Consider the following 14255-nt stretch of genomic DNA (forward strand, 5'->3'; position numbering starts at 1 on the left):
AGCGCGCTGAACGCGCCGCAGGCGCCGTGCGTCACTCGCCGTATAGCCCGAGCAGTTTCAGCGTGACGCCGTTGGTCCAGCCGAAGCCGTCCTGCAACGGATATTCGCCGCCACCGCCGCCGCCCGTGCCCGCGCCTTCGACCACGTACTTCTCGACGAGCTTGCCTTCGGTTGCATACACATGCTTCACGTCGGAGAGGAAACGCGTGCCGATGTCCTTCGCGAGCGCCGGTTCGCCATAACGACGCAGCCCGTCGATCGCGATCCACTGCAGCGGCGCCCAGCCGTTCGGCGCGTCCCACTGCTGGCCGGTATTCTCGGTCGTCGTCGCGAGGCCGCCCGGTTTCAGCAGCGTCTTGCGCACCTCGCGCGCGGTCGCCTTCGCGCGCTCGGGCCATGCGACGCCCGCGAACAGCGGATACAGCGCGGCCGCCGTCACGCCGTCGCGCGGCTTGCGCAACTGCCAGTCGTAGTCGCCGTAGTAGCCGCGGCGGTTCCACAAATAGTGGTTGATCGCGGCCGCACGCCGTGCCGCGCGCCCCGCGAAGTCGGTCACGCATGCGACGTCGCGCGTGACCGCGCAGCCCTTCACGATCGTCGTCTCGAGATGGAACATCAGGCTGTTCAGGTCGACCGGCACGATCGACGTCGTGCGGATCGTCGCGAGCGTCTTGCCGTCGCCGAACCAGCGCGAGCTGTAGTCCCAGCCGCTTTCGGCGCCTGCGCGCAGGTCGCGGTACACGTCATTCGCCGGACGGCCGGGCGCAGACTTCGCGGTCGTCACGTCCTCGAGATACGACTCGTCGCGCGGCGTGTCGCTCGCGTCCCAGTAGCGGTTCAGCACCGCGCCGTCGGGCATCGCGACCACGTTGCGCGCGGCCTGCCCGCGCGGCGTCGTGGTTTCGCCCTGCATCCAGTACGCATGCTCCTTGCGCAGTTGGGGCAGGTATTTCTGGTAGACCTTGTCGCCTTCGGCCTGCGCGGCGAGCGTGACCATGTACGCGAAGAACGGCGGCTGCGAACGGCTCGCGTAGTACGTGCGGTTGCCGTTCGGGATGTGCCCGATCGTGTCGATCAGATGCGCGAAGTTGTCGAGCATGTCGTCGACGAGATCCTCGCGGCCCGACACCTGCAGCCCGAGCATCGTGAAATAGGTATCCCAATAGTAGCCTTCGCGGAAGCGGCCGCCCGGCACGACGTACGGCTTCGGCATCGGAATCAGCGAACTGTATTGCGGCACCGTGACGCTCGTGCGCGTGAGCTGCGGCCACAGCCAGTCGATGTGCTGGCGCAGCGTCTGGTTCGGTGGCGGCGTCACGCCGCCTTCCGGGGGCGGCGTGAAATGCTGGTCGACGAAGGTCTTCAGCGAGAAGCCCGGCTGCGATTTCTGTTGCTGATACAACTGCACGATCGTCGCGGAATCGGTATCGGGCGTCGCGTCGACGAAGGTCTTCTGGTCGGGATAGATCTGTGCGGTCTGCACCGCGACGAACAGGTCGCCGTAGAGCTGGCTCGGCGGCGGCAGCAGCGTGCCCGACGCGGGGACGCCAATCGCGGCCGCGGTCGGCACGGCCGACTGGCTGGCCGCCTGAGCGGCGGCCTGGTTCGCATTGTCGGCCTGCGCGGCGCAGCCGGCGACGGCGAGATACGCGACGGCCAGTGCGGCGGCCCAGCGCAGACGCGGCGCGGGCGGCGCATGACGCGGTGCATGATGACGCGAGAAGCGACGTGAGAAGCGAGATGCAATCGATGCGGCACGACGTGACGTCATGGCGTGTCCCCTCCTTTCGATGGTGAGTGGCCCGGCACGAGGTCTCGTTCGCGCGCGCGCTCGTCTCGATGGCCCTCGATCGATGCGCGTCATAGGTTGTGTTGCGAGTGGGTCCGACTGTCGCATAAAACGTGCACCGCACGCAAGTTTCGCGGCCGCAGCGACAGGTCGATGTCATGTGTCGTGTCATGCGCCGCAGCCGGCGCGGCGGTCGTCTCTTCTTTCGCGCGCGGAAGCAGGAACGACTGTTGCAACATGCGGAACAAGTGTTGCCGCGCGTGACGCATCGACAACAATATGGGCATAATGGCGTCTTTACCGCGCGCCCAGCCCATGTCGCCCGTCTTTCTAGCACCGCTCATCGTTGCCTGTGCGTTGTTCATGGAAAGCGTCGACGCGAACATCATCGTCACCGCGCTGCCCGCGATGGCGAGGGACTTCGGGCACAACCCCGTCACGCTGAACGTTGCGATCACGGCCTACGTGGTCGGGCTCGGCGTGTTCATCCCGATCTGCGGCTGGCTCGCCGACCGCTTCGGCGCACGCTCCGTCTTCCGCACCGCGATCGGCATCTTCGTCGTCGGCTCGCTGATGTGCGCGGCCTCCAGTTCCCTCGGCGTGCTCACGTTCGCGCGCTTCATTCAGGGCGTCGGCGGCGCGATGATGGTGCCCGTCGGCCGCATCATCATCTTCCGCGCGGTGCCGCGCTCGGATCTCGTGCGTGCGATGAACTACCTCGCGATTCCCGCGCTGTTCGGGCCCACGGTCGGGCCGCTCGTCGGCGGCTTCATCACGACCTACCTGCACTGGCGGATGATCTTCTTCATCAACGTGCCGATCGGCATCTACGGGATCTATCTCGCGAGCAAGCACATCGCGAACACGCACGAGCCCGATCCGGGCCCGCTCGACTGGTTCGGCTTCCTGCTGTCGGCAAGCGGCGCCGCATTGCTGCTGATGGGCCTCACGCTGCTCGACGGCTCGCTCACCTCGCGCTCGAACGCGATCGTGATGTGCGTGGCCGGCACCGTGCTGCTCGCGCTCTACGTGCCGTACGCGCGCCGCAAGGAGCGGCCAGTGCTCGACCTCAGTTTCCTGAAGATCCCGACCTACCACGCGAGCGTCGTCGGCGGGTCGCTGTTCCGCATCGGCCTTGGCGCGGTGCCGTTCCTGCTGCCGCTCGCGCTGCAGGAAGGGCTCGGCATGAGCGCGTTCCATTCGGGGCTCATCACGTGCGCGTCCGCGCTCGGCGGCGCGATGAGCCGTTCGACGGCCACGCATACGCTGCGCCGTTTCGGCTTTCGCACGGTGCTGATCTACAACGCGGCATTCGCTGGGCTCGCGATCGCCGCGTACGGCGTGTTCCATCCCGGCATGGCGACCTGGGCGATCTGGCTGATCGTGCTCGTCGGCGGCATCTTCCCCGCGCTGCAGTTCACGAGCCTGAACTCGATGATCTACGCGGACATCTCGCCGCGCGACGCGGGGCGCGCCACGAGCCTCGGCAGCGTGGTGCAGCAGATGTCGCTCGGGCTCGGCGTGACGGTGGCCGGTATCGTGCTGCACGTGTCGCACTGGCTGCAGGGCCACCAGACGATGGTGTGGTCGGATTTCTGGCCCGCGTTCGTCGTGGTCGGGCTGTGCTCGTTCGCGTCGATTCCGATTACGCGGCGGCTGCCGCCCGGCGCCGGCGACGAGGTCGCGCGCGGCAAGCGGCAATAAGCGGCAAACATTTCGGTTCGCCGCGTTGCGGCGCGGCAAAACACGACGACCTGTCCCGCGCGCTGCGGCCGGGGGAAACGCGTGCCGCGGCATGACACGTCGCGCGACAGCCGGCGAAAACCGAAAAAACAAAAAAATCAGCGGACATCCACACGGGGCCGGTGCTCAGCCGCATGGATGTCCGCTCAGGGCTCCGGGTCTCCCGATGGGGGTCGAGAATCCCGGATTCGCTTCCTGCGTGCCATGGACATATGTGCGTCGGAAGCGGAATCGTTGCGCGCACTTGTCGTCGCGCCATGCTCTGCACTATAGGGAAACTTGCGAAACGCATCTGTCAAGCATTGTCAGACGCGTTGCATCAGCGCTTTCCAATGGAACAGGAGCCTGGGCGAGGGTCTTCGCTGGTTCTTGTGTAGCGCCTTTGGCGCGTTTCCAATGCAAATGAGCCTGTTGTTGGCCCGATACGCACGAGTTGACCGACATCGGAGCACCGGGGTGGATGATCATTTACCGGATGATCATCAACTTGAACGAATCGCAAATCCGCGCCCTGGACCAAGTGCGTGCCGTCCTCGACGGCACACAGACGCTCGACTTCGCACCCGCCGCGTGCCCTCACGAACGGCGCGAATGGGTCGCCTCCGTGCTACGGCGCTTTCGCTACGACCGGCTCAAGCGAACTCACCGGGGGCTCGTGCTGCGCTATCTGCGCCGCTTTAGCGGCTTCAGCCGAGCTCACATGACACGGCTGGTACAACGCTGGGTGCAAGGGCAAAGGCTCGCGTGGCTGAAGGGCACGCCCGCGAATGCCTTCGCCCGCCGCTACACCGATGAGGACATCTTCACGCTCGCCCAGACCGAGCGCGAGTACGGCAGGCTTTCCGGACCGGCGATGGTCGTGGTGCTGCGCCGGATGTATCAGGTCTACAACGATGAGCGCTACGAGCGCCTGCAGCACCTTTCAGCATCTCACCTGTACAACCTGCGACGTTCGCAGGCTTATCGTCTGCATCACACGGTCTACACGAAGACTCAGGCCAATCCCAGAGGCGCGGCAATCGCCGTGCGCCGGGCTCCCGCGCCAGAGAACCGCCCCGGCTTCATCCGCATCGACAGCGTTCATCAGGGCAACATCGACGAACAGCGCGGCGTGTATCACATCAACGCCGTCGACTGCGTAACCCAGTGGGAAGTCGTCGCGACCGTGCCATCGTTGGAGCGGGAACACATGCTGCCGGTACTGCGCGACATGATTGACCAGTTTCCGTTCCGTATTCTTGGCTTTCACAGCGATGGCGGTTCGGAGTACATCAATCACGAGGTCGCGAAGATGCTCAAGGAACAACTCATCGAGTTCACCCGCTCACGTCCACGACGCTGTAACGACAACGCCCTGGCCGAATCCAAGAACGGCAATGTCGTGCGCAAGCAATTCGGCTACGCGCACATACCGGCCGAGTGGGCGAAGCAGTTCAACGCCTTTTGCGTAGATCTGCTTAATCCGTTTTTGAACATGCACCGACCCTGCCTTTTCGGCACCGAAGTCCCTGATCCCAGGAAGCCGGGCCGCATGCGACGCGTTCACCGAGCCGAAGATGTGATGACGCCGCTTGAGAAGCTAGCCAGCCTGCCGGACGTGGATGATTTCCTGCGCAAGGACATCACGATCGATCAACTGAAGCAGCACGCGCGCAGCCAGACAGATGTCGAAGTCGCCCGTCAGGTTCGCCAGGCGCGGGAACGTCTGATGGGCAAGGTTGCCGACCAAACCCGGCCTCGGTACCCCGATGTATGGAGCCTGGCTCGGGCACGCCGCGCATAGCCCGCAAGGATGCAAGCCGCTATGGGCTATGCCCGTCACAGCTTCCCCTCGCAACCGAGACTCCCCATACCCTAAAATGCAGTTCCCTTTAACGACCATCCAACCCCAAGTACTCCGCTCCCTCCAGGCTCCTTTCGGTTTTGGAAAGTACTCATCGGCGCGTCGCACACGCGCGCCGCTTTCGCGCTAAAGTGATCGCCGACCGCCACCCTCATCCGCCATTCCGATGCTTACGCTCTCGCCCGCCGCCGCCCGCGCGCTGCATCTCGCCGCACAAGGTCTGCTGACGCCGCCCCGCCGCAAGGCGACCAAGGCCGACGTGCTCGATACGATCCGCCGGATGGCGCAGTTGCAGATCGATACCATCCATGTCGTCGCGCGCAGCCCGTATCTCGTGCTGTTCAGCCGTCTCGGCGATTTCTCGCCGCAGTGGCTCGACGAACATCTCGCCGAGGCACGCCTGTTCGAATACTGGTCGCACGAAGCGTGTTTCCTGCCGATCGAGCAGTTCGGCCTGATGCGCTACAAGATGCTCGATCCGTCGGGGATGGGCTGGAAATACGCGGCCGAGTGGCACGCGCAGAATCGCGACGAGATCGAGCGGCTGCTCGCGCGGATTCGCGACGACGGCCCGGTGCGATCGGCCGATTTCGTCCGCGAAGATGGCGTGAAGGGCAACGGCTGGTGGGACCGCAAGCCCGAGAAGCGCCACCTGGAAGTGCTGTTCACGACGGGCGACCTGATGGTGTCGGAACGCCGCAATTTCCAGCGCGTGTACGACGTGCGCGAACGCGTGCTGCCCGGCTGGGACGACACGCGCGACCTGCCGCCGCGCGAAGCCGTGCTGCCCGCGCTGCTCGACTACACGTGCCGCGCGCTCGGCGCCGTGCGCGCGGACTGGGTGGCCGACTACTATCGGCTGCCGCGCCGTTCGTATCGCGAGGAGCTGGAACGGCTCGCGGATGCGGGCGACCTGATTCCGGTGCAGATCGACGACTGGAAGGAGCCGGCCTATGTGCATCGCTCGCTCGACGCATTGCTGCCGGCCGCCGCGGCCGACACGCTGCGCTCGACGGTCACGACGCTGCTGTCGCCATTCGACCCCGTCGTATGGGACCGGCGGCGAGCGTCGACGCTGTTCGGTTTCGACTACACGATCGAGTGCTATACGCCCGGGCACAAGCGGCGCTACGGCTATTTCTGCCTGCCCGTGCTGCATCGCGGCCGGCTGGTCGGCCGCGTCGACGCGAAAGCGCACCGCACGCTCGGCACGTTCGAACTGAAGGCCGTGCATGTCGAGCCGGGCGTGCGGGTCGGCACGGGGCTCGCGGCCGACGTCGCGAAGGCCGTGAAGAAGCTCGCGGCGTGGCACGGCACGCCGGAGGTCAAGGTCGCACACGCGCCGCCGGCCCTCGTGCAGGCATTCGCGCAAACCTGACGCCGCATGCCGCCGGAGCGTCAGCCGAGCATGTGCATGCCACCGTCGATATAGTGCGTGCCGCCCGTGATCGCCCTTGCACCGTCGCTCGCAAGGAACGCGCAGAACGCGCCGACGTCGTCGATGTCCAGCGCGTGATGCAGCGGCGCCCGGCGCGCGGTGTCGTCGAGCAGCCGGTCGAAGTCCGGCAGGCCCGATGCCGCGCGCGTCGGCAGCACGCCCGGCGAAATCGCGTTGACGCGAATGCCGCTGCCGCCGAGTTCGGCCGCCAGGTACCGCACGCTCGATTCGAGCGCGGCCTTGACCGGCCCCATCATCCCGTAGTTCGCGACGACCTGCTCCGCGCCGAGATAGCTCATCGCCATCAGGCTCCCGCCCTGCGTCATCAGCGGCTCGGCGAGCCGCGCCATCCGGATGAACGAATGGCACGAGGTATCCATCGCCAACGAGAAGCCTTCCGGCGAGCTGTCGACGACGCGGCCGTGCAGATCGGCCTTCGGTGCATACGCAACCGAATGCAGCACGAAATCGATCGCGCCCCATTGCACCGCGATCGCGTCGAACACCGCCGCCATCTGGTCGGGCCGCCCGACGTCGAGCGGCATCCGGATCGGCGCGTCGAGTTGCGCGAACAGCGGCTCGACGTGCGGCAAGGTCTTCTCCGACTGCCAGGTCACCGCGAGCGTGGCACCCGCCCGGCAAAACGCACGCGCGCATCCCCACGCGATGCTCTGCTCGTTCGCAATGCCGACGACGAGCCCCCGCTTGTGTCGCAACGTCATGCCGCCCCCTGTCGATCCGCGCCGGCCTAGCGCTGCGCCGCGATCCATCGCGCGATGTCCGGCCACACCGCCTTCAGCGTGCGCGACCCCATGAACAGGCCGATATGGCCGCCCGGCACGAGCCGGCTCTCGATCCGCGACGCGGGCGTCCCGAGACGGTCGCGCGCCCCGAACACCTGCTCCGGCGTCGTGATGTCGTCGGCCTCGCCCGCGAGCAGATAGGCCGGGCACGCGACATCCTTCAGGTCGAGCGTGCGCCCGAGCGCAACGAACGTGCCTTTCGCGAGCCGGTTCTCCTTGAAGATCTGCACGATCGCCTGCAGGTACCAGCGTCCCGGCAGGTCGATCGGGCTTTCGTACCAGTTCGCGAACACCTCGCGCTTGCGCAGGTATTCGGGATCGTCGAGATGCTCGTACAGGTCGACGTGCTCTGCAAGATAGTGCTGGTCGGGATGCATGTTCTTCCAGCCGCGCAGCATGAAGCGCCCGCGCATCAGCCCGCCGCCCATCGCCACGAGCTCCTCGTAGAACGACGTCGGATACGTGTGCACCATCCGCTTGATCGGGCCGTCGCCCGCGTCGGTGTCGATCGGCGAGCCCGCCAGCACGAGGCTCGCGACCTTGTGCGGGAAACGCGCCGCATACATCGCGGACATCCAGCCGCCCTGGCACAGCCCGACGAGATTCACGCGGCCGCCGAGCTCGTCGACGCACACGTTCAGCTCGGCCAGATACTGGTCGATCTCGAGGTCCTTCATGTCCTCGGTGGCCGAGCGCCAGTCGGTCAGGTACAGACGCGTCACGCCGTGCTCGCGCAGCGTCTGCATCAGGCTCTGCCCCGGCTGGTAGTCGGCGATCATCGCGCTGTGCCCCGCGTACGGCGCATCGACGATCGTCGGCAGCCCGTGCGCCGGCGCGACCGAATAATCGCGAAACGTCATCGTCCGCAGTTCCAGCAACGGCCGGTTCGTCGATGCCAGCGCCGGATGCACTTCGAAATGCAGCTTCTCCTCTTCCGCGAGGAAGCGGAGATTGCGCGCGGCGATCTCGGAACCGGCCGCGAACATCGCCGTGGCGGCGGCCATCGGCCAGAACATCGGCAGCGCGGGGGCGCTGACGGCAGGGGAAGACGTGTCGCGTGCTGTCATCGAAGGTTTCACCGGGTCGGATACGGCGTGGAAGGGATCGCGTCGTCCAGCACGCGGCGCGTGTGCCGCGCGATCATCAGGTTCTCGTCGGTCGGGATCACGCGCACCGTCACGCGCGACGCGTCACTCGAAATCACCGGCAGGCCGGCGGCGTTCGCCGCGTCGTCGAGCGCGATGCCGAGCCACGCCGCGCGGCTGCAGATCCGTTCACGCACGCGCGGCGCGTGCTCGCCGATGCCGGCGGTGAACACGAGCGTGTCGAGACCACCGAGCACGCCGGCCAGCGCGGCGAGTTCGCGAGCCGCGCGGTACGCGAACAGCTCGACTGCATGCGCGGCCGACGGCGCGTCGCTCGCGAGCAGCGTGCGCATGTCGCTCGACACGCCGGACACGCCGAGCAAGCCCGATTCCGTATAGATCAGATGCTCGACCTCGTCGAGCGACCGGCCCTCGTGACGCTGCAGGTACAGGATCACGCCCGGGTCCAGCGCGCCCGTGCGCGTGCCCATCGGCAGCCCGTCCACGGCCGTGAACCCCATCGTCGTCGCCACGCTGCGGCCGTTCGCGAGCGCGCACAGGCTCGCGCCGTTGCCGAGGTGCGCGACGACGGTCCGGCGCTGCGCCCACGACGGATCGAGCCCCGCGAGTGCCGTCGTAATGTATTCGTACGACAGCCCGTGGAAACCGTAGCGCACGATCCCCTGCTCGGTCAGCGCGCGCGGCAACGCGAACTCCCGTTCGAGCGCCGGCATCGTCGAATGGAACGCCGTGTCGAAACACGCGACCTGCGGCAGGTTCGGCGCGACCGCGGCGACCGCGCGGATCGCGTCGACGTGATGCGGCTGGTGCAGCGGCGCGAGCGGCGAAAGCGACGCTATTGCATCGAGCACGCGCGTGTCGATCCGCACCGGCGCGGTGAAATACGGGCCTCCGTGCACGACCCGGTGCCCGACGCCGTCGAACGCGGCCTCCCGCCCGACGTGAGCCGCGAACCACGCGTGCAGCGCTTCGATCGCGCCTTGGTGCCCCGGTCGCGCGACGGGGCTGTCGGCGAGCGTCGCGCCGTGCGCGTCGGCCACGCACAGACGCGGGGCGCCATGCAGGTTCTCGACCTGCCCGTGCAGGCCCGCATCGAGCGAGCGATCCTCGCGCGTGTCGTAGACCGAGAACTTGAGGCTCGACGAGCCGGCATTGAGTACCAGTACGGGATGTCGCATCGCGCCCCCGTCAGCGTGCGTCGGCCGCAGCGGCCGGCGCGGCCGCGAGCGCCGCCGTCGTGCGCGCCGCCTCCGCGACGAGCGCCGCGATCGCGCAGCTCGCCAGGCGCGTGCGTTCGCTGTCGGCGCGACTCGTCAGGATCACCGGCACGCGCGCGCCGAGCACGATGCCGGCCGCATCGGCGTTCGCCAGGAACGTCAGCTCCTTCGCGAGCATGTTGCCCGCCTCGAGGTCGGGCGCGAGAAGGATGTCCGCATCGCCCGCGACCGCCGAACCGAGATGCTTGAGCCGCGCGGCTTCGGGGCTGATCGCGTTGTCGAGCGCGAGCGGCCCGTCGAGCAGCGCGCCGGTGATCTGGCCGCGCTCGGCCATCTTGCACAGCGCGGCCGCGTCGAGCGTCGACGGCAGCTTCGAGCTGACCGTCTCGATCGCCGACAGGATCGCGACCTTCGGCTGACCGATGCCGAGCGCGTGCGCGAGATCGATCGCGTTTTGCACGATGTCGGCCTTCTGCTCGAGCGTCGGACGGATGTTGACCGCCGCGTCGGTGATGAACAACGGCTTGTGGTAAGTCGGCACGTCCATGATGAACACGTGGCTCAGGCGCCGCCCGGTGCGCAGCCCCGTATCGGCGCGCACCACTTCCTCCAGCAACTCGTCGGTGTGCAGGCTGCCCTTCATCAGCGCCTGCGCGTCGCCCGAGCACACCAGCTCGACGGCACGCGCGGCCGACGCGTGGCTGTGCGGCGCATCGACGAGCCGGTAGCCGGACAGGTCGACGCCGAGCGTCGCGGCAAGCGCCGTGATGCGCGCCGTCGGTCCAACCAGGATGGGCACGACGATACCGGCCCGAGCGGCGGCGACGGCCGCGCGCAGCGATACCTCGTCGCAAGGATGCGCGACCGCGACCGTCACCGGGCGTAGCGAGCGGCAACGCGCAATCAGCGCGTCGTACTTCTGGTGCTGGCGGAAATCGGTCATCGAATACCCCTTCGCGAGGATCACGTAAACGGATTCTGGTGCGAGACCGGGCGAAATCGTTTGACCCTCGTCAATCGTTTCAGGTGAAGTCCCGATAGCATGAAACCACACGATGACATCCGGATGGCCGCGGCGCCCCCCTGACATGCACATACGCGAAATCCGCTCGAAGATCGCCAGTACGTCGTCCACGCGCACGATCACCAAGGCGATGGAAATGATGGCGCGCACCAAGATGGCGAACGCGCAGCGACGCGCCCGCGAGTTCCGCCCCTATGCGGCGCGCATCGGGGCGATGGCCGCACGCGTGCTGCGCGACCGGCCCGACCACGTGTCGGCGCTGATGGCGCGACGCGACCCCGTACGCCGCGTCGGCCTGATCGTCGTCAGCACCGATCGCGGGCTGTGCGGCCCGCTCAATGCGCGGTTGCTCGTTGCATGCGTGGATGCGCTCGAACGCTGGGACCGGGCCGGCGTCGCGTGCGAACTGAGCGTGATCGGTGCGCGCGGCATTGCGCCGCTGATGCGCCACGGCGCGACCATCACGGCGCGCGCGAGCGGCCTGGCCGCCGAGCCGCACTTCGACCAGTTGCTCGGCGCGCTGCTCGTGCCGCTGACCGCGTTCGTCAACGGCGAGCTCGACGAAGTGCACGTCGCCTACAACCGGCTGACGAGCCCGCTCGCGTACGAGCCGCGTATCGACGCGATGCTGCCGATCGCCGGACTCGACACCGGCGCGCCGACCGACGGCGCGGCGGCATCCGACTATCTTTACGAGCCCGCGCCCAAACCGGTCGTGGACACGTTGCTGCTGCGCTACGTCGAGGCAACGCTCTATCAGGCGGTCGTCGAGAACTATGCGTGCGAACAATGCGCGCGGATGTTCAGCATGCAGACCGCGACGGACAACGCCGACCGCGTGCTGCGCGAACTGCGGCACCTGTACCAGAAGACGCGACAGGCGCAGATCACCACCGAGCTGTGCGAAATCGTCGCCGGCGCGGCGGCAGTCTGAAGGGGGCGCGCATGACGACGTCGATGAGGCTCGACATCCTGAGCGTGGAAGCGGTGCTGTATGCCGGCGACGCGCATTTCGTCGTCGTCCCGGGCGAAAGCGGGGAACTAGGGATCTATCCGCACCACGCGCCGCTGCTCACGCGGATCCGGCCCGGCGTCGTGACGCTCGTCGACGCGCCGACCGGCGAGCATCGCCGCCTCCTCGTCGCGGGCGGCGTGCTGGAGGTCGGCCGCGACGGCGTGACGCTGATCGCCGATCACGCGCTGCGTACGCCCGAACTCGACGATCTGCGCGCACGCGAAGCACGGCATGCGGCCGACGACTGGCGCCGGCGCTACGCGCACGAAAACCGGCGCGCGTTCGATTTCGCGTCGGCCCGCGCGGAACTGATGGATGAAATCCGGCGCTTCTTCACGATGGCGCTGCGGCAACAGGCGCCGCACGACAAGCCGGGCGGAGCCGGCTAGACGCCGGCTCCGGTGCCGCCCGCTCAGTCGCGCAGCTTGCGAAAACGCGGCGTGCCGTCTTCGAGGTTGCCGTTGAACATCGCTTCCGGCCGCACCCAAAGGCCGCGCGCGTGCGGCCAAAGATGCTCGTACACAACCACCGATTCCTCGGTTTCGGAATGGCGGGCGACGCCGATGTAGCGGTACAGCCCGCCCTTGTAGTGGCGATGCGTCGCGAGCTGTTCGGCTTCCTGTTCGGTCATGATGGGCTTCTCTTCGGCAAAAACGGAAAGCGCGTATTGTATGCGCTGCGCCGCGCGTCAGCGTTTCGTATAGATGTCGGGACGGCGGATCTCCATCAGCCGCTCGGGATTCGCGGACGGCCCGAAGCCGACCGGCCGGTACAGCTCGTGCGCGTCGGTCGTCACGAGCATGATGCGGCGCAGGCGCTGCACCATCTCCTGCGCGAATACGTGATCGATCAGCGCGCGGCCGTAGCCGTTGCCGCGTTCGGCCGGCAGCACGAACACGTCGCACAGGTACGCGAACGTCGCGTGATCGGTGACGAGCCGCGCGAACCCGACGAGCCGGTCGCCGACATACGCACCGAAACACAGCGAACCCTCGATCGCACGCTCGACCACGTCGCGCGGAATGCCCTGCGACCAGTACGCATCGCGATGCAGGAAGTCGAAGATCGCGTCGATGTCGAGTTCGCGCTTGTCGGTGGAAAATCTCAGCGTGGCGGAAGTGGCAGCGGGCACGTCTGTTCTCCGGTGGGGGGCGGAAGGCGGAGCATCGACGATACCGCGCTGTGGGGCGGGCTACAAGCGGGCACTACCACGCCGCTGCTGCACGACAGGTGAGTCCTCTTGCCGGACGGCAACGCACGCGTATCGGGCAAAATGCGCGTGCTCGCCGCCGGATATCGGCCCACCGCGACAGCTCGCCGCATTCGCCCGCTTACCCGCGCGCGCATTTCGGCGGATGATGTAGCCCGCTCGATCAATCCGCCACCTCGCCACATGCCCTACCGCCTCATCGCCTTCGACTTCGACGGCACGCTCGCCGATTCGCTCGACAGCTTTCTCGCCGCGCTGTCGGAAGCTTCGCGCCTGCACGGCTTTCGCGACGCGACGCCCGAGCTGCGCCCGGCACTGCGCGGCATGTCGGCGCGCGACATCATCCGTGCGCTCGACGTGCCGATGTGGAAAGTGCCGCGCGTGACGATCGACATGCGCCGCCTGATGAAGCCGCGCATCGCGCAAATGATGCTGTTCCCCGGCGTCGACGACACGTTCGACGCGCTCGCCGCGCGCGGCATCCGCATTGCGATCGCCACGTCGAATACCGAGGACATCGTGCGTGACCGGCTCGGCCCGCGTGCCAGCGGCCGCGTCGACACCTTCGCGTGCGGCATTCCGCTGTTCGGCAAGGCACGTCGCCTGCGCGCGCTCGTTCGCGAGGCCGGCGTGCGCGCCGACGAAGTGCTGTACGTCGGCGACGAAATCCGCGATGCCGACGCGGCACGACGCGCGCACATCGCATTCCAGGGTGTCGCGTGGGGCTACACCACACCCGACGCGTTGCAGGCGCATTGCGCGACGCCGTTGCTGCCGCGCCTCGATGCACTGCTCGATCGCGTGTGACGCATTCAAGCGCATCGCACGCGCAAGTCGTCACGTCGCTCGGCGCGCACGACACGGTAACGGCAGCACGACGATGAAATGCAGATGACACGCGCGTGCATCCCGCACGCCGCACACGCGCAAAAATTGCCGCCGCCACGCGTGCACCAGGTACGCAATACCGGCACGCACACCTGCTCATCGATGCGTCTTACCAACCGTTACACAAACCACAGCGCGGTTGCACCTGCTACCCGACCGCTCTCCTAGAATCATTCGGG

14 protein-coding genes are annotated in these 14255 nt (G+C 67.3%); 6 read left to right on the forward strand and 8 right to left on the reverse strand.

Going from position 1 to position 14255, the window contains the following annotated elements; genetic code table 11:
• Positions 1 to 31: 31 nt before the first annotated feature.
• Positions 32 to 1771, reverse strand: coding sequence for an alpha,alpha-trehalase TreA (gene treA, locus FPJ27_RS13900; RefSeq protein ID WP_204421496.1), 1740 nt, complete (start codon positions 1769 to 1771; stop codon positions 32 to 34).
• A gap of 89 nt (positions 1772 to 1860) precedes the next feature.
• Positions 1861 to 2154, reverse strand: a complete 294-nt coding sequence (locus FPJ27_RS13905; protein ID WP_177318409.1) for a hypothetical protein — start codon at positions 2152 to 2154, stop codon at positions 1861 to 1863.
• On the opposite strand from FPJ27_RS13905, the gene FPJ27_RS13910 reads away from it, so the two are divergent.
• From FPJ27_RS13910 to FPJ27_RS13920, 3 genes are all read left to right on the forward strand, one after another.
• Positions 2105 to 3493 (forward strand): MFS transporter, encoded by a 1389-nt coding sequence (locus tag FPJ27_RS13910; protein ID WP_072442306.1) that lies wholly within the window; start codon positions 2105 to 2107, stop codon positions 3491 to 3493. The two genes, FPJ27_RS13905 and FPJ27_RS13910, sit on opposite strands and share 50 nt — an antisense overlap.
• 472 nt (positions 3494 to 3965) lie before the next feature.
• On the forward strand, positions 3966 to 5315 hold the full coding sequence (locus FPJ27_RS13915; RefSeq protein ID WP_226263835.1) for a transposase family protein: 1350 nt from the start codon (positions 3966 to 3968) through the stop codon (positions 5313 to 5315).
• Between the two features lie 226 nt (positions 5316 to 5541).
• Positions 5542 to 6753 (forward strand): crosslink repair DNA glycosylase YcaQ family protein, encoded by a 1212-nt coding sequence (locus FPJ27_RS13920; RefSeq protein WP_204421497.1) that lies wholly within the window; start codon positions 5542 to 5544, stop codon positions 6751 to 6753.
• A 20-nt stretch (positions 6754 to 6773) separates the two neighbouring features.
• On the opposite strand, the gene fabI is transcribed toward FPJ27_RS13920, so the two are convergent.
• From fabI to FPJ27_RS13940, 4 genes are read right to left on the reverse strand one after another with little or no spacing between them, the layout of a single operon-like run.
• Positions 6774 to 7535, reverse strand: a complete 762-nt coding sequence (fabI, locus tag FPJ27_RS13925) for an enoyl-ACP reductase FabI (RefSeq protein WP_204421498.1) — start codon at positions 7533 to 7535, stop codon at positions 6774 to 6776.
• Positions 7536 to 7561: 26 nt separating this feature from the next.
• Positions 7562 to 8683, reverse strand: coding sequence for an alpha/beta fold hydrolase (locus FPJ27_RS13930; protein ID WP_072444176.1), 1122 nt, complete (start codon positions 8681 to 8683; stop codon positions 7562 to 7564).
• Between the two features lie 8 nt (positions 8684 to 8691).
• On the reverse strand, positions 8692 to 9900 hold the full coding sequence (locus tag FPJ27_RS13935; protein ID WP_204421499.1) for an acetate/propionate family kinase: 1209 nt from the start codon (positions 9898 to 9900) through the stop codon (positions 8692 to 8694).
• Positions 9901 to 9910: 10 nt separating this feature from the next.
• Positions 9911 to 10882, reverse strand: a complete 972-nt coding sequence (locus FPJ27_RS13940) for a phosphate acetyltransferase (protein ID WP_204421500.1) — start codon at positions 10880 to 10882, stop codon at positions 9911 to 9913.
• A gap of 145 nt (positions 10883 to 11027) precedes the next feature.
• On the opposite strand from FPJ27_RS13940, the gene atpG reads away from it, so the two are divergent.
• The gene (gene atpG, locus FPJ27_RS13945) at positions 11028 to 11897 is read left to right on the forward strand and encodes an ATP synthase F1 subunit gamma (protein WP_204421501.1); all 870 of its coding nucleotides are present in this window, start codon (positions 11028 to 11030) and stop codon (positions 11895 to 11897) included.
• An 11-nt stretch (positions 11898 to 11908) separates the two neighbouring features.
• Positions 11909 to 12367, forward strand: coding sequence for an ATP synthase F1 subunit epsilon (gene atpC, locus FPJ27_RS13950; protein ID WP_072444191.1), 459 nt, complete (start codon positions 11909 to 11911; stop codon positions 12365 to 12367).
• A gap of 23 nt (positions 12368 to 12390) precedes the next feature.
• Here atpC and FPJ27_RS13955 read toward each other — a convergent pair whose 3' ends face one another.
• Both FPJ27_RS13955 and FPJ27_RS13960 read right to left on the reverse strand, forming a co-directional pair.
• Positions 12391 to 12609 (reverse strand): DUF1653 domain-containing protein, encoded by a 219-nt coding sequence (locus FPJ27_RS13955; protein WP_006480837.1) that lies wholly within the window; start codon positions 12607 to 12609, stop codon positions 12391 to 12393.
• A gap of 57 nt (positions 12610 to 12666) precedes the next feature.
• Positions 12667 to 13110 (reverse strand): GNAT family N-acetyltransferase, encoded by a 444-nt coding sequence (locus FPJ27_RS13960; protein WP_204421502.1) that lies wholly within the window; start codon positions 13108 to 13110, stop codon positions 12667 to 12669.
• A 261-nt stretch (positions 13111 to 13371) separates the two neighbouring features.
• Between FPJ27_RS13960 and FPJ27_RS13965 the strand changes: the two genes are divergently transcribed.
• Positions 13372 to 13995 carry an HAD hydrolase-like protein gene (locus FPJ27_RS13965; protein WP_204421503.1) on the forward strand — a complete coding sequence of 208 codons (624 nt, stop codon included), beginning with the start codon at positions 13372 to 13374 and terminating at the stop codon, positions 13993 to 13995.
• Positions 13996 to 14255: the final 260 nt, after the last annotated feature.

The sequence above is a fragment of the Burkholderia sp. MS455 genome (genome assembly GCF_016899445.1).
Lineage (GTDB): Bacteria > Pseudomonadota > Gammaproteobacteria > Burkholderiales > Burkholderiaceae > Burkholderia > Burkholderia pyrrocinia_C.